This is a genomic window from Pseudomonas putida (assembly GCF_028682175.1).
GTDB lineage: Bacteria > Pseudomonadota > Gammaproteobacteria > Pseudomonadales > Pseudomonadaceae > Aquipseudomonas > Aquipseudomonas putida_AD.
The window spans coordinates 207,011-226,700 of record NZ_JANHKS010000005.1; the positions used below are offsets into that span (position 1 = coordinate 207,011).

The following is a 19,690-nucleotide window of genomic DNA, read 5'->3' on the forward strand; positions in this document are numbered from 1 at the left end:
AAGCGTGTGCAGTGGTCCATCGGGCAGTCTCCTGTTTCTACCCGCCCAGCGTCGGCAGTTGCGCCGCGCAAGTCAAGAAACGGCGAAGAACCGATTGAAACAGTCTGCAACAGCGTGTGTACCGGCCTCGTCGTTCAGGTGCAAATGGTGGCCGCCAGGCAAGACGCTGACGGCAAACGGCACGCTGGCCAGCAGCTCCTTGTTCTGTGCCAGCATGCCCTCCTCGGCCACCACCAGATGCGCCGGACAGCGCACCGCATTGACGAACGACATCGCCTGGGCGCGGGTCAGCCGGGTCGGCGAGGCCAGGGTCAGGCGGCTGTCGCTGCGCCAGGTGTAGCCGCCGGGGACCGGCATCAGGCCGCGTTGGGCCAACAGCTCGGCCGCTTCGCGACTGACCGCGACCATGCCGCGCATGCGCGCCTCCACGGCGCGGTCCATGTCCTGATACACCGGCTTGCGCTTGTTGAACTGATTGAGTTGCGCCTGCAAGGCAGCACCCATTCGCTCCGCCGCCGCTTCCGGCTCGCCAAGGGGCGGGATCAGCCCGTCGATCAGCGCCAGGCGGTTGACCCGCTCCGGCACGGCGCCCGCCAGGATCACCGACACGATGGCCCCCAGCGAATGCCCCAGCAGGGAAAACTTCTCCCAACCCATCTGCTGCGCCACCTGCAGCACGTCATGGGCGTAGTCGGGCAAGCCGTAACCGGCGCCCGGTGGGCGGTGATCGGAATGCCCATGCCCGGCCATGTCCAGCGCCAGGATGCGCAGGCCCTTGAGCCGGGGCGCCAGGCGAGCGAAGCTGTTGGCGTTGTCCAGCCAGCCATGCAGGGCAATTACCGGCAGGCCGTCCTGCGGGCCGAACAGGTGCGCCGCCAGTTCGATATGCGGCAGGCTCAGGCGTATCTCTTCGACCGAACAGCTCATGCGCGGGCTCGCTGGCTGCCCTGCGGGTTGCTGGCGTGCAGCGATCTGTCGGACCAGCGGGAAAACAGGTTCTTGAGCATCTGCGCGGTATCCTCCGGGTGTTCAAGCGGGAACATGTGCCCGCCCGGTACCGAAAGATACTCGCCTTCGCGCATGCTTTTCACCGACATCGCGTGATGGCGCCGCACCACATCACTGTGCTCGCCGCGCACCATCGCCAGCGGCACCCGCAGATGCCGGGCCATGCCGGGGCTGGTGTGGGGCACGCTGCGGTAGATGCTGATTTCGGTGGCCGGGTCGAAGCGCAGGCGCAACTGTTCGCCATCGGGCTGCAGGCCGTGCAACAGATAGGCTTCGAAGCACTCGGGGTCGAAGCGACGGAACAGGTTCTTGCCGGAGAAATACTGCCGGGCAGCGCTCAGGTCGCTGAATACTTCGCGCCGCCCCAGAGTGCGGCCCGCTGGCGTGATGCGGTCGATGAAACCGAAACGTTTGGCCGCGCGAATCATCCACTGGTCAAAGCGGGTGAGCACTGGCGAATCGAGCATGACCACACCTCGGTACAACTCGGGATGGCGCAAGGCTGCGTGGTAATGCAGCACGCCACCCAGGGAATGCCCCACACCCCAGACCGGTTGCGGCTGCTGCGACAGATGGTGGATCAGCTCGTCAACCAGGTTGGGCCAGTTGTCGGTGACCGGAAAACGCGGGTCATGGGCGTGCTGGCCCAGATGGACGATTTCGTACTCGTCACCCAGCGCGGCGAACAACTTGCCATAGGTCGCCGAAGGAAAGCCGTTGGCGTGGGCGAAAAAAACCGGTTGGGTCATGCAGGCGTGTCCAGTGAACCTCGATCAGGACTCAATTGTGCGCACCGGCCCGCAGCAGCGGCAATGACCGGAACTGCCATCGGGGATGACACTCCGGTCATGCGAGCCAAGCGTGGCTCAGCGCGCCGGAGGCTGCTCGCCGTGGGGCACGACGGCAACGGTCAGGCGCGAGATGCAACTGGCCTTGCCGTCGTCGCTGGTCAGGCGGATGTCCCAGACGTGGGTCGTGCGGCCGATATGCACCGGATGCGCCACCGCCGTCACCCGCCCGCTGCGCAGACCACGCAGATGGTTGGCGTTGACCTCGATGCCCACGCAGAAGTACTTGCTGGTGTCGATGGCCAGGTAACTGGCGCTGGAACCCACGGTTTCCGCCAGCACCACCGACGCACCGCCGTGCAACAGGCCGTAGGGCTGATGGGTACGATGATCGACGGCCATGCTGGCGGTCAGCGAGTTGTCGTCGAAGGCTTCGAAGCGGATGTCCAGCAGCTCACCGATGGTGTTTTTCTGCATGGCATTGAGGGCTTCGAGGTTGGGTGTGTCGCGCCATAGACTCATGATTTTTCCTTGTTGTTGTGTATCAGGCTGGCCCACGCGCTCCTGTAGGAGTGAGCTTGCTCGCGATGCGTTGTGGCAGTCACCGCAGTTGGCACAGACATGACGCCATCGTCCGAATGCGGCCCAGAGCAAGCTCACTCCTACAGGGGCGGGGCGTGTCGGGATCTATGCAGGATGCCGAACGCTCACCAGGTTCATCGCCCCCGCCAGCGGGAAGTCCGCCTCGAGTTCGGCAAGGCTTGCGGTGTGCATGGCCTGGGCCTGTTGCAGGTTGCCGTGCACCGCCAGGCCGATCAGCGTGCCTACAAGGGGCTGATGGCTGACCAGCAGCACTTCATCCGCGGCATACAGATCCAGGTTGTCCAGCACCTTGCGCGGGTCGCTGTCCGGGGTCAGCCAGGGCACGGTCACCACCGATTCGGCGAAACCCAGCGCCTGGCGCACCAGCTCCGCCGTCTGCTGCGCACGCACGTAGGGGCTGGCGAGGATGAAGCGCAGCGGCTGGCCCAACAGGTGCGCGGCGCTTGCGAGCACCTCTTCCCGGCCGGTGGCGGTCAGTTCCCGTTCGGCGTCGGTGCGCGCCCGGTACTGGGCTTCGCCGTGACGCAGAATCCACAATTTCATAGCTTGGGTTCCTCGTCGCGCACCGGGTGTGCGGCGGCAGGCACCTTGTGCGGCGCCTCGCCTTCCGGTGGGCGTGGCGCTGGCCAGTCAGCGAACGGCCAGGGCTTCTGGTCGGTATGGAAGGTGCCGAAACGGCCGATCTGCGCCAGGAACTGGCTCAGGCTGTCACCAAACGACAGCAGGCTCAGGCTTGGCGCGCCATAGAACAGGCGATAGGCAAGCTGCACCAGCACCACGACGGCCAGGACGATCTCTGCGACGTGCCAGACCACCAGAAACACCAGCATCCAGAGGACGCGCAGCAGGATCGATTCGTGTTGCTTGATTTTGGACTCGTTCAAGTGTTTCTCCCGGACAAGGAATCAGTTGAAATCGCTGGTGGAAATGAAGTCGACGTCGGTCTTGGGCTCGGCGCGCATCAGCAGCTCGATGACCTGTTCCAGCGTACGCCCTTCGAACAGGATGGCATGCAGACCGGCCACCAGCGGCATGTAGACCTGCGCTTCCTGCGCGCGGGCCTTGAGCACCTTGAGGGTGTTGACGCCCTCGGCGACCTCGCCCAGGCGGGTCACGGCCTCGTCCAGGCTCAGGCCCTGACCCAGGGCAAAACCGACCTGGTAGTTGCGGCTCTTGGGCGAGGAGCAGGTCACGATCAGGTCGCCGACGCCGGCCAGCCCCAGGAAGGTCATCGGGTTGGCGCCCTGACTCACCGCAAAGCGGGTCATTTCAGCCAGTGCCCGGGTGATCAGCATGCTCTTGGTGTTCTCGCCCATGCCCAGCGCGACCGCCATGCCGGAGATGATCGCATAGACGTTTTTCAGCGCGCCGCCCAGCTCCACGCCAAAACGGTCGGCACTGGCGTACACGCGGAAGGTGCGGCCATGCAGCACGGCCTGCACCTGCTGGCACAGTTCTTCGTCTTCACTGGCGACCACGGTGGCCGTCAGCGCATGTTCGGCGATCTCGCGGGCGAGGTTGGGCCCCGACAACACGCCGATGCGGGCCTTGGGCGCGATGTCCTGGAGGATCTCGCTCATGAGCTTGAAGGTCTGCGCCTCGATGCCCTTGGTCAGGCTGACCAGCATCTTGCCGGTGAGCAGTTCGACATGGGGCGTCAGCACGCCGCGCAGGGCGCTGGAAGGCAAGGCGACGAACACCAGTTGGCTGGCGCTCAGGGCCTGTTGCAGGTCCGTCACCGGCTCCACCCCGTCGAGCACCTTGATGCCCTTGAGGTAACGCGGGTTTTCACGGTTGACGCGAATCGCCTCGGCCTGCTCGGGATCGCGCATCCACTGCAGCACGCGGTGGCCATTGCCGGCCAGCAGGTTCGCCACTGCCGTTCCGAAGCTGCCGCCACCCAGAACTGCGATCGGTTGCTGTTGGGTCATAAAACAATCCATCTAGAGCCATCAGAACTGGCGATGGCAGCATTATACGGAGCGCCGTGCTCGCCACCAGCGGCAAAACACGGCCGTGGATACATATAAGCCAAACCCTACCTTTCACAAGGAAATGCCTGACAACTCGGTTAAGATGCGCGCCCCGGATGAAAATTCCGCGATGCCTCTGATGCGCTATCTTTAGCACGCGCGCCGATGAAATTCCGTTCGATGAGACCGACCTTGCACCCACGATGGCGAATCAAGCACCCATGACGACCGGGATCCTGGCATGACGGCACAACGGGGCTGGAATATCAGCACTCGCACGCAGATCCTCAGCCTTGGCCCCGCCTTGCTGCTGACCCTGCTGCTGATCAGTTTCTTTACCGTGGTGCGCATCCAGGATCTGCGCCAGGAGCTGACCCACACCGGCCAGTTGATCGCCAACCAGTTGGCCCCGGCCTCGGAATACGGGGTGATCGTCGGCAACGATGACGTGCTCGAACGGCTGATGAAAGCCACCATGAGCACGCCCCACGTGCGTTTTCTCGAAGTCCAGGACAGCAACGGCAGCGTGCTGGTGCATGTCGAGCAGCCCGTCGAGGCCGGCCATGCGCGGCAGATCGAGGTGTTCCAGGCACCGATCCGCCTGCAGCAGGTCAGCCCCAAGGACGGACCGCTGAATGACATCGACGATTTCACCAGCGTGCCGGTCGAGGACTACCTGGGTCGGGTGCTGGTGGGCATGTCCAGTGAAGCCTTCAACCTGCGCGAGCAGGAAATCCTGCTCAAGGCCGGCATCCTCGCCCTCTTCGCCCTGCTGTTTACCTATATTCTCGCGCGGCGCCTGTCCCTGAGCCTGTCGCAGCCGATCAGCGCCATGAGCGATGCAGTCAAAGCCATCCAGCACGGCGACTACACCGTTCCGCTGCCGGTGGCCGACGATGCGGAACTGGGCGATCTGGCCCGCCACATCAACAACCTGGCGCTGGGCCTGGAGAAAGCCAGCCGCGAGCAGAAAAAGGCCATGGACGAGCTGATCCGCACCCGGGAAGAAGCCGAGCGCGCCAACAGTGCCAAGTCCGAATTCCTGGCGATGATGAGCCACGAATTGCGTACGCCGATGAATGGCGTGCTGGGCATGCTGCAATTGCTGGAAACCACCCGCATGACCGAAGAGCAGGCCGAATACGCTGCGCTGGCCAGTGAGTCCACCGGGCATCTGCTGCGGGTCATCAACGACATCCTCGACTTTTCCCGCTTCGAACGCGACGCCATGGAGTTGGAGAACATTTCCTTCAACCTGGCAGAGTTGATTTCCACCTCGGTGCAGGCTTTTGCCCACAACGCCCAACAGCGGGGTCTGGCACTGGAAGTCGATCTGTCGCCGGGGCTGGATTCTCTGCGGGTCAAGGGCGACCCGACACGGATTCGGCAGATCCTGGTCAACCTGATAGGCAATGCCCTCAAGTTCACCGAATTTGGCAGCGTGTGCGTGGAAACCACCTGGCAGCACACCGACGCCCAGCAGATCCTGTTCACTTGCGCGGTGCGTGACAGCGGCATCGGCATCTCGCCGGATCTGGTGGAATCGATGTTCGATGCGTTTCAGCAGGCCGACAATTCCATTTCAAGACGTTACGGGGGCACTGGCCTTGGCCTGCCGATCGCCCGCAACCTGGCCGAGCGCATGGGCGGCACGCTCATGGCCCAGAGCAGCGAAGGCCTGGGTTCGGTGTTCACACTGGAAATTCCGTTGCAGGTGGTCCAGCAGGAAGATCCCCAACCGGCCCCCGGCGCGGTGGGCGAATTGCCACAGGAGCGCGAAGGCTGTGTGCTGCTGGTAGAGGACAACCCGGTCAACCGCACGGTGGTGGACGCCATGCTGCGCAGCCTCGGATTGCAGGTCAGCATGGCCGGCGATGGCGCCGAAGCGGTCAGCATGGCCAGCAAGGAAAAATTCGCACTGGTGCTGATGGACTGCCGCCTGCCGGTCATGGACGGCTATGAAGCGACCCGCCGGATCCGTCAGCTCCCGGGCCTGGACACCCTGCCCATCGTGGCGCTGACCGCCAATGCGCGGCACGGAGACCGGGAGATTTGCCTGCAGGCGGGCATGAACGACTACCTGGCCAAACCCTTCAAACGAGCTGATCTTGCGCAGGTTTTGCAACGCTGGCTGACCTTTAAGCCATCTGCGACTGGCGATAAATGATAAATTGCGGCAGTCTTGTGTGCCGTGATCGATCCGCAGATGCGTGCGAACGGACAATTTCAGTGCACAGGTGTGCATTCATTTCACCTGTGCTGTGACTTTCATTACAACGCAATAGTCTATGAGTAGGCTGCCAGCCGAGGGATGACCCGCTGGTCAGATGTACGTATGCCGCACAGGATTATCGAGGAGCTCGCATGACCAAACAAAACGCCTTTACCCGGGAAGATCTGTTGCGCTGCAGCCGCGGCGAGCTGTTCGGCCCAGGTAACGCGCAACTGCCCGCCCCCAACATGCTGATGATCGACCGGATCACTCACATCAGCGAAGAAGGCGGCAAGTACGGCAAAGGTGAATTGGTCGCCGAACTGGATATCACTCCCGACCTGTGGTTCTTCGGCTGCCATTTCGAAGGCGATCCGGTCATGCCGGGCTGCCTGGGCCTGGATGCCATGTGGCAACTGGTCGGTTTCTTCCTGGGCTGGCAAGGCCTGCCGGGCCGCGGCCGTGCGCTGGGTTCGGGCGAAGTGAAATTCTTCGGCCAGGTCCTGCCGACCGCCAAGAAGGTCACCTACAACATTCAAATCAAGCGCGTCCTCAAGGGCAAGCTGAACCTGGCCATCGCCGACGGTTCGGTGACCGTGGACGGCCGCGAAATCTACACCGCCGAAGGCCTCCGGGTCGGCGTGTTCACCTCCACTGACAATTTCTAAGGGTATTCGCATGCGCCGCGTCGTTATCACTGGTCTGGGCATTGTTTCCTGCTTGGGCAATGACAAAGACACCGTTTCCGCCAATCTGCGTGCAAGCCGCCCTGGCATCCGATTCAACCCGGAATATGCCGAAATGGGTCTGCGCAGCCAGGTTTCCGGCTCCATCGACCTGAACCTCGAAGAGCTGATCGACCGCAAGATCTACCGTTTCGTCGGCCACGCTGCTGCCTACGCCTACCTGGCCATGCAGGACGCGGTCAAGGACTCGGGCCTGACCGAAGAGCAGGTGTCCAACCCGCGTACCGGACTGATCGCAGGTTCCGGCGGCGCGTCGACCCTGAACCAGATGGAAGCGCTGGACATCCTGCGCGAAAAAGGCGTCAAGCGTGTAGGTCCGTACCGCGTGACCCGCACCATGAGCAGCACCGTCTCGGCTTGCCTGGCGACGCCATTCAAGATCAAGGGCCTGAACTACTCCATCGCCTCTGCCTGCGCCACCAGTGCTCACTGCATCGGTACCGCCATGGAACAGATCCAGATGGGCAAGCAGGACATCGTGTTCGCCGGCGGCGGTGAAGAAGAGCACTGGAGCCAGTCGTTCCTGTTCGACGCCATGGGCGCACTGTCCAGCAAGCGTAACGAAACCCCTGAGCAGGCTTCCCGTGCGTATGACGCCGACCGTGACGGCTTCGTCATCGCCGGCGGTGGCGGCATGGTCGTGGTCGAGGAGCTGGAACACGCTCTGGCTCGCGGCGCGAAGATCTACGCCGAACTGGTGGGCTACGGCGCCACCTCCGACGGCTACGACATGGTCGCCCCGAGCGGCGAAGGCGCGATCCGCTGCATGCAGCAGGCGCTGTCCACCGTTGACGGCAAGATCGACTACCTGAACACCCACGGCACCTCGACCCCGGTCGGCGACGTCGCGGAAATGAAAGGCGTGCGTGAAGTGTTCGGCACCGACGCTCCGGCCATCAGCTCCACCAAGAGCCTGTCGGGTCACTCCCTGGGCGCCGCCGGCGTTCACGAAGCGATCTACTGCATGCTGATGATGGAAGGCAACTTCATGGCAGGTTCGGCGAACATCGACGAACTGGACCCTGCGGTGGCTGATCTGCCGATCCTGACCAAGACTCGCGAAAACGCCGAGATCAACCTGGTCATGAGCAACAGCTTCGGCTTCGGCGGCACCAACGCCACGCTGGTGATGAAGCGCTGGACCGGCAAGTAATACGGTCTTTCGCAGCATCCAGGAAAGCGCCCTTCGGGGCGCTTTTTTTATGCCTGTCGCGGCACGATCTGATGGCGGCGGTGAACGCGCGGGCCTCCCCGCGGGCAAGCCCGGCTGCTACGGGATTCGGGGCGGTCACCGGTTTTCGGCACCCCTCGGTACCGTAGCAGCACGGCTTGCCGGCGGGGCGAGCTTGAGGGCGAGGACGCCGGCAAGCCGGACTGCTACGGGATCGGAATGATCACAAAATCCCGGGACTGGACCTGTAACCTGTGGGAGCGGGCTCGCCCGCGAAGACGGCAGGCCTGACAGTTCGATGGTGGTTGCCACAACGCCTTCGCGGGCGAGCCCGCTCCCACAGTTCTGAGCCCGGCAATAGTCACAGGTTCGCATTAAACCCGTAGCAGCACGGCTTGCCGGCGGGGGCGGGCTTGAGGGCGCGGACGCCGGCAAGCCGGACTGCTACGGGTGACGGGGGAGCGCCGTAGGACCTGCGGCATGAAAAAACGCCCTTTCGGGCGTTTTTTGTCTTTCGGTGCGCATCAGAACCCGAGGCTGAAACTCACGGTCATGGCGTGGTCCTTGGCTTCGTTCGACAGTTGCCCCGAGTAGCCAATCCCCAGTTTGCCGGTCGGGCTGATCTGGAAGTCCACGCCGGCCTCGACGATGGCGCTGTCCTTGGCGATCGGCACGCCTTGGGTCTTGAACGAGCCGCCGCCGTCGATGAAGGTCAGGTCTGCGTCGGGCTTGGTGTCACCAAACGCATGCCGCCAGCCGATGGCCGCGCGCGGGGTGAACTGGCCGCCGTTGTTCAGGGTAATCACCTTGCCAGCCCGCAGGCCGAGGGTCGAGAAGGTGATGTCCTGGTCAGCTTCGGCCGTCAGGCGCCCTACCCCACCCTTTTCCTTTGCTTTGTCTGAGTCGTAGTTGACGTAGGCCAGCCCGGCGAACGGCTCGAGTGCAACACCTGCCGCTTCAAGGGTGTAGCCCACTTCACCGAAGACCTGAGCGGTGCGTGCGTCATAGTCGGCCTTGAGGCGATCATTGTAGTTGCCGACGCTGACATCGCGCTTGGTCTCGATGTCATGCCAGCTGTACGCCGTACCCAGGCGCACCGCCAGGGCATCGAACTGCGAGTTGAGGTACGCCGCCACATGGTAGCTTTCCACCGTCGCATCGGAACGACGGTCATGGGCATCCAGGTCGCTGCGGGTGTACCCGGCTGCCATGCCCACGCGCCAGGCGTCATCGAGCTGCTTGTCGGTACCGAGCATGAAGCCGCTCAGGTTGCGATCCAGGCTGGCCGTGTTGCTGTTGCCATCCGATTTCCCCCAGGCGCCGAGTGCACGGGCCCAACCGACCATTTCGCCGTGGCAGCCATTGCTGCTCAGCTGGTTGTCGCTCGGCGCCAGCGCCAGGCGTGGATCACCGGCTGCGCCACATGAGGGCTGGCGCATCCTGTCATTGACAGCGTTACGCACGTGACCCGAATCTTCGAGGATCGCGCTGGCGGTGCTGGCGTGGATCTCTCCGGACAGGCTGTCGAAGGCATTGCGCGCACTGTCCACCGTGAAGTTGACGATTTCATTCTGCAACGCAGCCCCGGCCGCACCGTTGGCCGCCAGCGCCGAAGCGGTGTTGCGCTGGTTGCGGGTGACCGCCACGTCGGCGAATGCATTGCTGTTACGGCTGACCGCCAGGGTCACCGAATCCGGGTTGTAGGCGAGCAAGGTATTCAGGAACGCGTACTGCGGCAGGTCGGTGCTGCTGAAGGTGCCGACCACCCCGCCGCTGGCGGTGATCAGCGAGTAGGTGGTGTCGCCGGTGAACGGCGTGATGCCCGTGACGCGCAAGCCGCCGCCCAGGTTGGCCGTGCCGTTCACCACCAGGGAAGTGCCGGTCGCTGGCGCGACGGCCAGGGCCAGCACCCTGCTTCTGGCCAGGCTTGCGAACCTGGCGACAGGCGCCGCTTCTACCGTGGTGGTTGGGGCAACGGCGGTCAGGTCCAGGATCCCGCTTGAGGTGTTGGTCAGGTTGCCGGCCACGCTCAAGGTTCCGTCCGTCCCGCCGGACGCGACCACGCCCTTGTTGATCACCCCGCCGACGCTGCCGTTACCGCTGAGGCCGGCACCACTGGCGACCGTCACTTCAGCGCCCAGCGATGCTGGCGCCTCGCGATTGCCGACCTGCAGCACCCCTTGATCCAGCGACAACGGTCCACTGAACGACTGGTTGCCCGTCAGCAGAAGCCGCGCGAAACCTCGTTTGAACAGCTGCCCGGTGCCGCTGAGTGCGCCGTTGAACTGCCCGTCGGCGTTTTGCTGGAACACCAGTTGCGCGTCGTTGGTGATGTCGCCTTGCAGGCTGGTGGTATCGCCGATCAAGGTACCGCCGCTGACGATGGTGCCACCGCTGTAGGTGTTGGCGCCGCTGAGGATCAAGGTGCCGGAATCCATTTTCTCGATGCCGCCCTCGCCCACCAGCGCTACGGAAATCTGCGCAGTGCCGCCGGCATTGACCCGCACCGGCGCCAGGCTGCCGTCGTCGCCGTTGACGGGGGTCAGGCTGCCATCGGTGCCCGCAGTCAGGTTGTAGCCGCTGGCGAGAAATTGCAGCCCGGTGAAACGTCGGTTGCCAAGCACGGTGACCGTACCGGCCCGACCGCCAAACACCGCGAACTGCCCATTCGATGCCAGGGCCTGGGTACCGGTCGAATCGGTCCAGTTGGTGGCTGGGCCCCACACGCCATCGCCGCCGCCGATGCTGCCGTCAGGATTGGTGGTGCCGCCGTTCCAGAACTGCACCTCGCCTGGCGAGCCTTGCACCAGCAGGTTGACCTGATTGGCGATGGCGGTTTGCAGGGTCAGGCTGGCTGCCGAAACCGGCAGGCTGCCGTACACCAGGCCGTTGTCGGTCAGGTTGCCACCGTAGCTGAACAGCTGGTACACCCCGGCGCCGAAGCCGCCGGCATTGCTGATGTTCAGCGTGCCGTCCAGGGTCAGGTCGCCGGCCACGTTGACCACCGTGGTGGAACTGGCGGCCGAACCCAGGCTGAAGTCCAGGTTGGTGCCCGAGGACAACGCAAGCGAGCCCACCGACAGCGGCGATGCACTGCCACCGCCCGCAAGCGTCGCGCCGTCAGCCAGTTGCAGCGTCCCGCCAAACTGACCGCTGCCGCCGATCTTCGCGCCACTGGCGACGTTGATGCTGGCGCTGTCCAGCACACCGTTGACGGTCAGGGTACCGGCCTGCACCGAGGTGTCGCCGGTGAAGCTGTTGTTGCCGGTCAGGAGCAGTTGGCCGGTGCCGGTCTTGTTCAGCGTACCGGTACCGGTGAGATTGCCCGAATAGGTGCCGTCCGCGTTCTGTTCGAAGGTCAAGGCCGCGTTGTTGACGATGGCGCCTTGCAGGCTGCTGGTGTCGCCGCGAGTCGTACCGCCGTTGAGCGTGGTGCCGCCGCTGTAGGTGTTGGCACCGCTGAGCAACAGCTCGCCGCTGCCATTTTTCACCAGGCTGCCGGTACCGGTGACAGCGCCGATCAGCGTGGTGCTCTGGTTCCCGGCCAGGGTCAGTTGCGCGCCCAGGTTGATGGCGTTGGCCAGTTGCAGGGCCGAGGTGCTGTCCAGGCTCGAGTCGGCCAGCACGCTCACTGCGCCGCTGCCCAGGGCGCTGTTGTTGCCCAGCAGCAAGGTGCCGCCGCCCAGACGGGTGCCGCCGCTGTAGGTGTTGTTGCCGTTGAGGGTCAGCGTCGAGGCGCCGGCCTTGATCAGGCTGCCGCTGCCGCTGACCACGCCGCCCAGGGTCAGGGCATTGGAGCCGGCGACGGTGAGGCCGCCATCGAGCACCACGTCGTTGGCCAGGCTGATGGCGCGATTGCTGTCCAGGGCGGTGCCGTCGGCTGCGGTCAGCACACCGGTACCCAGTGCCGCGTCATTGCCCACGACGATCTTGCCGCCATTGAGTGCGGTGCCTCCGGAGTAACCGTTGGCAGCGTCGAGTACCAGGGTGCCGCTGTCGTACTTGCCCAAAGTACCTGCGCCGTTGAGCGCAACACCGACGGTCGCGGTGGCGCCTGGATCGACGCGCACCGAAGCATTGCCCAAGGAACCGTTGACCAGGTTCAGCGACCCCGCGGTGCCGTCCTGCAGGCTGTAGCCGTCGGTGACGAACTGCATGCCGGTGATGGTCTGCGCGCCATCGACGGTCACGGTGCCCGCAGTGCCCTGGAACACCGCGAAGTTGCCGGTCCAGGCCTGGTTGAAGGTGCCGTTGACGTCGGTCCAGTTGGCACTGCCAGTGGCCCAGGTGCCGTTGCCGCCGTCCACCGAGCCGTTGGCGGCCAGTTGGCTGCCGTCCCAGAACTGCACGGTGACACCTGGCGCAGTGACCAGCAGATTGATCTGGTTGGCCAGCGCGGTCTGCAGGCTCAGGTCTCCCGGAGTGACGCTGCCGGGTACGGCGCCGATCAGCATGCCGTTGTCGGTCAGACCGCCCGTGTAGTTGATCAGGCGGTACACACCACTGCCGAAGCCGCCGATGTCACTGACATTGAGTGTGCCGTCCAGGGTCAGGTCGCCGCCGACATTCACCAGCGCGTTGCCGCCACCGGAAACCGGGGCGCCGAGGCCGACATCAAAGATCGAGTTGCCGTTGAAGACCAGCGAGTTCACCGACAGGGTGCTGCCTGTGACGCCCGCCAGATGACCGCCATCGGCCACGGTCACTGCCCCGCCCAGCGAACCGCTGCCGGCCAGGGTGCCACCGCTGTTGACCAGCACGCTGGCGCTGTCCAGCGATCCGTTGACGCTCAAGGTGCCGCCGTTGACCGTGGTGTTGCCGGTCAGGCTGTTGATGCCCGTCAGGGTCAGAGTACCAGTGCCGAGCTTGTTCAATTCGCCGGTGCCGGTGAGCACACCGTCGAAAATGCTGCTCGCACCGTTGCCACCGATACTCAGGATGTTGCCGCCGCCGATCAGCGCGGTGCCGCTGCCGGTGAGGCTGGCGAGGCTGCCCGAGCCGCCGAGGTTGAGAGTCGCGGCATTGCCGAGATTGACCCCGGCGTCGTTGCCCAGCGCCGAGTTGCCCAGGGTGGTGAGGCTACCGGACTGCACGTCGAAGGTGCCGCTGAAGGTGTTGTTGCCGCTCAGCGTCAGGTCGGCCAGACCGTTTTTGGTCAGCGTGCCTGCCCCGCCGATCACGCCGCCCAGAGTCAGGTTGTTGTTGCCGGCTACGCTCAGGTTGGCATTGATGTCGAGGTCATTGGCCAGCACCAGCGGCGCGGTGGTGTCCAGGGTCGAGCTGCCAGCCACGGTCAGCGCGCCGGAGCCCAGGCCCGCAGAGGTGCCGAGGGTCAGGGTGCCGGCATTCAGGGTGGTGCCGCCGGAGTAGGTGTTGATGCCGTTGAGGGTCAGGTTGGACGCGCCGTTCTTGATCAGTGCGCCGCTGCCGCTGACCACGCCGCTGAGGGCCACGTCGCTGTTGCCGGTGTTGGTCAGATTGGCGTTGAGCACCACGTTGTTGCCCAGCGACACCGAAGTGTTGCTGTCCAGCGCCGAGGCGCCGGCCACGGTCAGGTTGCCAAGGCCCAGCGCGCCGTTGCTGCCCGCAGTCAGCGAGCCGGCGTTGAGGGTGATGCCACCCAGGAAGTTGTTGGCGCCGCTAAGGATCAGGTTGGCCGCGCCGTTCTTGGTCAGGCTGCCGGCGCCGTTGATGGCTCCGCTGAGTGTCAAATCGTTGCTGCCGATGATGCCAAGGTTGCCTGCCAGGTTGATCGCGTTGCCCGCACTGACGCTGGCGCTGGAGTCCAGAGTGGTGCCGTTCGCCGCGTTCAGGGTGGCCGAGCCCAGCGCACTGTTCGACGCCAGAATCAGACCGCCCGCGTTCAGTGCAACCGGCCCGAGGAAGGCGTTGTTGCCACCGAGAGTCAGGCTGGCCGAACCGTTCTTGATCAAGCCGCCAGTGCCGGAAATGACACCATTGAGGGTCAGCGCATTGCTGCCGAGCACGGTGAGATTGCCGTTCAGCGTGGCAGCGTTGGCCAGGGTCACGGCGGTGTTGCTGTCCAGTTGCGTACCGGCATTGGCGATCAGCGCACCAGTGCCCAGTGCGGTGTTGCTGCCGACCACCAAGGTGCCGCCGTCCAGCTGGGTGCCGCCTGTGTAGCTGTTGGCGCCGTTGAGCACCAGGGTGCCGCTGTCGAGTTTGTTGAGAGTACCGCTGCCGTCGATGTCCACGCCGACGGTGGCGGTCACGCCCGGATCGACCCGCATCGCCGTGGTGCCGCCGGTACCGTTGGCGGCGGTCAGCAGCCCCGCCGTGCCATTGACCAGGTTGTAGCCATCGGTGAGGAACTGCATCCCGGTGAACAGCTGCGTGCCATTGACCGTCACTGTACCCGCCGTGCCCTGGAACACTGCGAAGTCATCCGCCCAGGTCTGGTTCAGCGTGCCGTTGGAATTGGTCCAGTTGGTGCCGCCGGCATTCCAGGTGCCGCTGCCGCCATCCACTGTGCCGTTGGGAATGGTCTGGCTGCCGTCCCAGAAACGCAGGGTGGCGTTCGGCGCCGAGACGATCAGGTTGACCTGATTGCCGAGGGTCTGCACCAGCATGTCGCCCAGGCTATACCCCACCGGCACGCCAGCAACGGTCAGGCCGTTGTCAGTCAGTGCGCCAATATAGTTGAAGAGGCGATAGACACCCACACCGAACCCGCCGGCATCGGTGACGTTGAGGTTACCGTCCAGGGTCAGGTTGCCGCCGACGTTCATCAGCGAGCTGGTGGATGGCGTGGAGAGGCTCGCATCGACGTTGCTGTTGGCGCCAAGCACCAGCGACGAGGCCGACAAGGTATTGCCCGAAGACAACGCCAGGTGGCCGCCGTTGTTGATGGTGATGAGACCAAGCGCTGAACCGGTGCCCGTGAGGGTGCCGCCATTGTTGACATTGAGCTGGGTGCTGGCCAGGGAACCTGTGAGGTTCAGCGTACCGCCATTGACGGTGGTGTTGCCGGTGATGCCATTGGTGCCGGTCAGGTTCAGGGTGCCGGTGCCGACCTTGGTCAGCGCGCCGCTGCCACCGAGGTCGCCGTCGAAGGTGCTGGTGGTGCTCACGCCGCCCACTGACAGGGTGTTGCCACCGCCGATCTGCACGCTACCACTGCCGCTGAGCGCCGCCAGGCTCGCATCGCTGCCCAGGTTCAAGCCTGCACCGGCGCTGATATTGGCACCGGACGTGTTGCCCAGCGCCCCGCTGCTCAGGGTGGTCACGCTGCCGGACTGGATATTCAGCGGACCGGTGAAAGTGTTGTTGCCACTGAGTGTCAGATCGCTGAAGCCGTCCTTGTTCAGGGCGGCTGCACCATCGATCACGCCACTGAGGTTCAGGTCATTGTTGCCTGCCAGCGTCAGGTCGGCATTGAGCGTGATGTTGTTGCCGACGTTCATGGCGGTGCTGTTGTCCAGCGTCGAGGCGCCACCGACGTTCAGCCCGCCGCTGCCCAATGCAGCAGCCGAACCGAGGGTCAGCGTGCCCGCATTGAGGGTGGTGCCGCCGCTGTAGGTGTTGGTGCCGTTGAGGGTCAGGTTGGCCGCACCATTCTTGATCAGCTCGCCCGCGCCGCTGATGACGCCGCCCAGGGTCAGGTCCTGGGTGCCGCCGTTGCTCAGTGCCGCATTGAGCACTACCGAGTTGCCGAGGTTCACCAGCGGTGAACTGCTGTCCAGCGTCGACGCACCGCCAACGGTCAAGGCTCCCAGGCCCAGCGCCGCACTGTTGCCGGCGGTCAGGGTCCCGGCGTTCAGGGTGGTGCCGCCGAGGTAGGTATTGATGCCGTTGAGGTTCAGGTTGGCCGCACCGTTCTTCACCAGGCTGCCGGCACCGGCGACAGTGCCGCTCAGGGTCAGGTCAGCGCTGCCGTCCACATTGAGCGCCCCGGCGAGGTTGACCTGATTGCCCAGGGTGACTGCGGTATTGGTGTCCAGCGTGGTGCCGGCCGCTGCATTCAGCGCGCCGCTGCCGATCGCGGTGTTGCTGCCGAGGATCAGTTTGCCGGCGTTCAGCGCGGTGTTGCCGAAATAGGTGTTGGGGCCATTGAGAATCAGATCGGCGGGGCCGTTTTTGGTCAGGCCGCCGACACCGGAGACCACGCCGGCTAGGGTCAGCGCGTTGCTGCCGCCGATGGCGACGTTACCGCCGAGGTTGACGTTGTTGGCAAGGCTGGTCGCGGTGCTGGCGTCCAGCGTGGTGTTGTTGCCTGCGTTGAGCACGCCGGTGCCCAGGGCTGTGTTGGAGCCGACCACCAGTGTTCCGGCATTCAGCGACGTGGCACCGGTGTAGGTGTTGTTGCCGGTCAGGGTCAGTGTCGAAGAGCCGGTCTTGATCAGGTTGCTGGCGCCACTGATGACGCCGCCCAGGGTCAAGGGGTTGGCCCCGCCAGCGGTGAGGTTGGAGTTGAGCGCGATCGCGTTGTTCAGCGTCACGTTGGCGCTGCTGTTGAGCGTGGCGCCCGCGCCGCCCACGGTGAGGGTGCCGGAACCCAGCGCTGCACCATTGCCGACGGTCAGGCTCCCGGCATTGATGGCGGTGCCGCCGGTGAAGGTGTTGGCGCCGTTGAGCGTCAGGTTGGCGGTGCCGTTCTTGATCAACTGGTTGGTACCGCTGAGCACGCCGCCCAGGATCAGGCCGTTGCTGCCACCGACGGCCAGGTTGCCGTTGAGTGCAACGTTGTTGTTCAGGATGACAGATGTGTTGCTGTCCAGCGTCGCCGCGTTGACGACGTTCAGATCGCCGCTGCCCAGTGCCGCGCTGTTGCCGACGGTCAGCGTACCGGCATTGAGGTTGGTGCCGCCTGTGAAGGTGTTGGCACCGTTGAGAATCAGATTGGCGGCGCCGTTCTTGGTCAGCCCGCCGCTGCCACTGACGACGCCGCCCAGGGTCGTGTTGGCGTTGCCGGCCACGTTGAGATTCCCGCCCAGGTTGACGGCGTTGGCCAGCGATACCGAGGTGCTGGCGTCCAGGTTGGTGCCCGCTGCGGTGTTCAGCGCACCGGTGCCCAGCGCGGTGTTGGAGCCGACGATCAGCGTCCCGGCATTCAGCGTCGTGCCGCCGGAGAAAGTGTTGTTGCCGCTCAGGGTCAGGTTCGCGGTGCCGTTCTTGATCAGGTTGCCGGCGCCGCTGACGACACCGCTCAGGCCCAGCGCCTGGGTCCCTCCGAGGCTCAGCCCTCCGGCCAGCGCAACGGCGTTGGCCAGCGTGACTGCCGTGGTCGCATCCAGCGTGGTACCCGCCGCTGCGTTCAATGCGCCCGTGCCCAGCGCGGTATTGCTGCCGACGAACAAGCTACCGCCGTTGAGCGCGGTGGTACCGCTGTTGGTGTTGTTGCCGGTCAGGGTCAGGCTGGCAGCACCGCTCTTGGTGATCGCGCCGGTGCCCGAGACGATGCCGGCCAGGGTCAGGGCATTGCTGCCCAGCACGTTGAGCGCGCCGGTGATGCCCACGTTGTTGGCCAGGGTCACGTTGCCCGTGCTGTCCAGGCTGGTGCCGTTACTGGTGTTGAGCACCCCGGTGCCCAGGGCGCTGTTGTTGCCCACGCGCAGGGTGCCGGCGCTGAGGCTGGTGATCCCGGTGTAGTTGTTGATGCCGTTGAGGGTGAGGCTGCCGCTGCCGGTCTTGGTCAGGTTGGCCGCGCCGCTGATTACTCCCCCCAGGGTCAACGCACCGGTGCCGGTCGCGGTCAGGGTGCTGTTGAGCGTGATCGCGTTGGCCAGCGAAATCGGCGCCGTCGCCGAAATGCTCGAAGAGCCGCCGACGGTGATGCCACCGCTGCTGAACGCCTGATTGTTGCCCACCAGTACCACGCCACCGTTGAGTGTGGTGTTGCCGGAGTAAGTGTTGATGCCATTGAGGTTGAGCTGGCCGCTACCGATCTTGGTCAGGCCACCGGTGCCGGAAATCACACCGTTGAGGGTTGTACCGTTGATACCCTGCAGGGTCAGGCCACCCGCGCCAAGGTTGATCTGGTTGGCCAGGGTCAAACCGGCGTTGCTGGCCTGGAGAATCCCGCCATTGGAGGTCAGCACGCCGCTGCCGAAGGTGCCATTGTCATTGAACTGCGCCACACCGCCATTGAGCGTTGTCGAACCGCTGACCAGCGGCCCCTGCAAGGTCCAGGTACCACTGTTGAGGGTCAGGTTGTTGAAGTTGACGTAGGTGGCACTGGACGCCGTGCCGGTCCCGGTGGTCCCGCCACCCAGTCCGATGGGATTTTGCAGGATCAGCGTGTTGCTGCCGGCCGCACCGCCATCGACAGTCCCGGTGGGAGCGAAAGTCAGGTTGACCCCGATCAGGCCACCCAGGCCCGTGGTGACTTGCACGCCGTCACCGACGTTCACGCTCGAACCGGTGATCCCGTAGAAGGTGTTGGTGCTGCCCACCCCCAGGGACACACTGCCGGTGATGTTGCCGGCGTTGGTGAAGGTGTTGCCCGCAGCCGAGGTCTCGAACGCCACGCGGCCGAGGATCGTCCCGCTGGCGCTGTTGGTCATGTTGACCTGCGAGCCGCCATAGATACCGACCACGGGAGTATCGGCCTGGGTGATACCGCCGACCGACAGACCGGTCGAGGTGATGGTGCCATTGTTGGCGACGGTGGTGGTGCCGGACGCGGCGTTGTTCACCGCAAGCGCCAGGCCGTCGATGCTGGTGAGGTTCAGGCCCAGCATCATGCCGGTGCCACGAATGATCCCTGTGGTGTTGTTGAGCACATTGACGACACTGCTGCCTCCGGTGCCGATGAACGCGCCGCCGCTCAATATGGACACCAGGCCCAGCAAGGCAGGGTCGATGGTGCCGGAGTTGTTGAGGGTGATGTTCACCCCGGTCAGGTTGAGCACCTTGCCGCCCAGGGTCGCGTTCATCTGCGCCCCGGAGTTGACGTTGACCGTCAGGCCGTTCGTGGCGCTGGAGTAGTCATTTAGAAACAGCGGCAGGGTCGGCACACCGGTGCAGGTGATGGTGGAGCCAGCCGCCGAGCACGTCGCGTTGGCCTGGGGCACCGGTGCCCAGAACAACAGTCCGGCAATGCTCAGTTTTACGGCGAGAGAAAGGGGGGAAATGTTCCAAGCGGGGGCGACGCCAAACCGTGATTCCACGTCCTACTCCTTGCGTGGCTGAACATCATCCTTGAAGGGCGTACGACACGACGATCTCGT

Annotated in this window: 10 protein-coding genes; 3 read left to right on the forward strand and 7 right to left on the reverse strand. The window is 64.6% G+C overall.

What is annotated here, in order from left to right; all coding sequences use genetic code 11:
• Positions 1–72: 72 nt before the first annotated feature.
• The 6 genes from NPS29_RS06220 to NPS29_RS06245 form a co-directional block, all read right to left on the reverse strand.
• Complete coding sequence (locus tag NPS29_RS06220) at positions 73–927, reverse strand: alpha/beta hydrolase (protein WP_274131377.1); 855 nt, start codon at positions 925–927, stop codon at positions 73–75.
• Positions 924–1,757 (reverse strand): alpha/beta fold hydrolase, encoded by an 834-nt coding sequence (locus tag NPS29_RS06225; protein WP_274131378.1) that lies wholly within the window; start codon positions 1,755–1,757, stop codon positions 924–926. The genes NPS29_RS06220 and NPS29_RS06225 overlap by 4 nt, the downstream gene beginning before the upstream one ends.
• 117 nt (positions 1,758–1,874) lie before the next feature.
• Positions 1,875–2,318, reverse strand: coding sequence for a hotdog fold thioesterase (locus NPS29_RS06230; RefSeq protein WP_274131379.1), 444 nt, complete (start codon positions 2,316–2,318; stop codon positions 1,875–1,877).
• 165 nt (positions 2,319–2,483) lie between these two features.
• Positions 2,484–2,942 (reverse strand): phosphohistidine phosphatase SixA, encoded by a 459-nt coding sequence (gene sixA / locus NPS29_RS06235; RefSeq protein ID WP_274131380.1) that lies wholly within the window; start codon positions 2,940–2,942, stop codon positions 2,484–2,486.
• Positions 2,939–3,283, reverse strand: coding sequence for a DUF4389 domain-containing protein (locus tag NPS29_RS06240; RefSeq protein WP_274131381.1), 345 nt, complete (start codon positions 3,281–3,283; stop codon positions 2,939–2,941). Before NPS29_RS06240 ends, sixA begins: the two co-directional genes overlap by 4 nt.
• Positions 3,284–3,304: 21 nt before the next feature.
• A complete protein-coding gene (locus NPS29_RS06245; RefSeq protein WP_274131382.1) occupies positions 3,305–4,330 on the reverse strand; it encodes an NAD(P)H-dependent glycerol-3-phosphate dehydrogenase in 1,026 nt (341 codons plus the stop codon).
• A 283-nt stretch (positions 4,331–4,613) separates the two neighbouring features.
• Between NPS29_RS06245 and NPS29_RS06250 the strand changes: the two genes are divergently transcribed.
• From NPS29_RS06250 to fabB, 3 genes are all read left to right on the forward strand, one after another.
• Complete coding sequence (locus NPS29_RS06250; protein WP_274131383.1) at positions 4,614–6,539, forward strand: response regulator; 1,926 nt, start codon at positions 4,614–4,616, stop codon at positions 6,537–6,539.
• A 197-nt stretch (positions 6,540–6,736) separates the two neighbouring features.
• Positions 6,737–7,252 (forward strand): 3-hydroxyacyl-[acyl-carrier-protein] dehydratase FabA, encoded by a 516-nt coding sequence (gene fabA / locus NPS29_RS06255; protein ID WP_274131384.1) that lies wholly within the window; start codon positions 6,737–6,739, stop codon positions 7,250–7,252.
• A 10-nt stretch (positions 7,253–7,262) separates the two neighbouring features.
• Positions 7,263–8,483, forward strand: coding sequence for a beta-ketoacyl-ACP synthase I (gene fabB / locus NPS29_RS06260; RefSeq protein WP_274131385.1), 1,221 nt, complete (start codon positions 7,263–7,265; stop codon positions 8,481–8,483).
• A gap of 542 nt (positions 8,484–9,025) precedes the next feature.
• Here fabB and NPS29_RS06265 read toward each other — a convergent pair.
• Positions 9,026–19,630, reverse strand: a complete 10,605-nt coding sequence (locus NPS29_RS06265; RefSeq protein ID WP_274131386.1) for an autotransporter-associated beta strand repeat-containing protein — start codon at positions 19,628–19,630, stop codon at positions 9,026–9,028.
• Between the last annotated feature and the right edge of the window lie 60 nt (positions 19,631–19,690).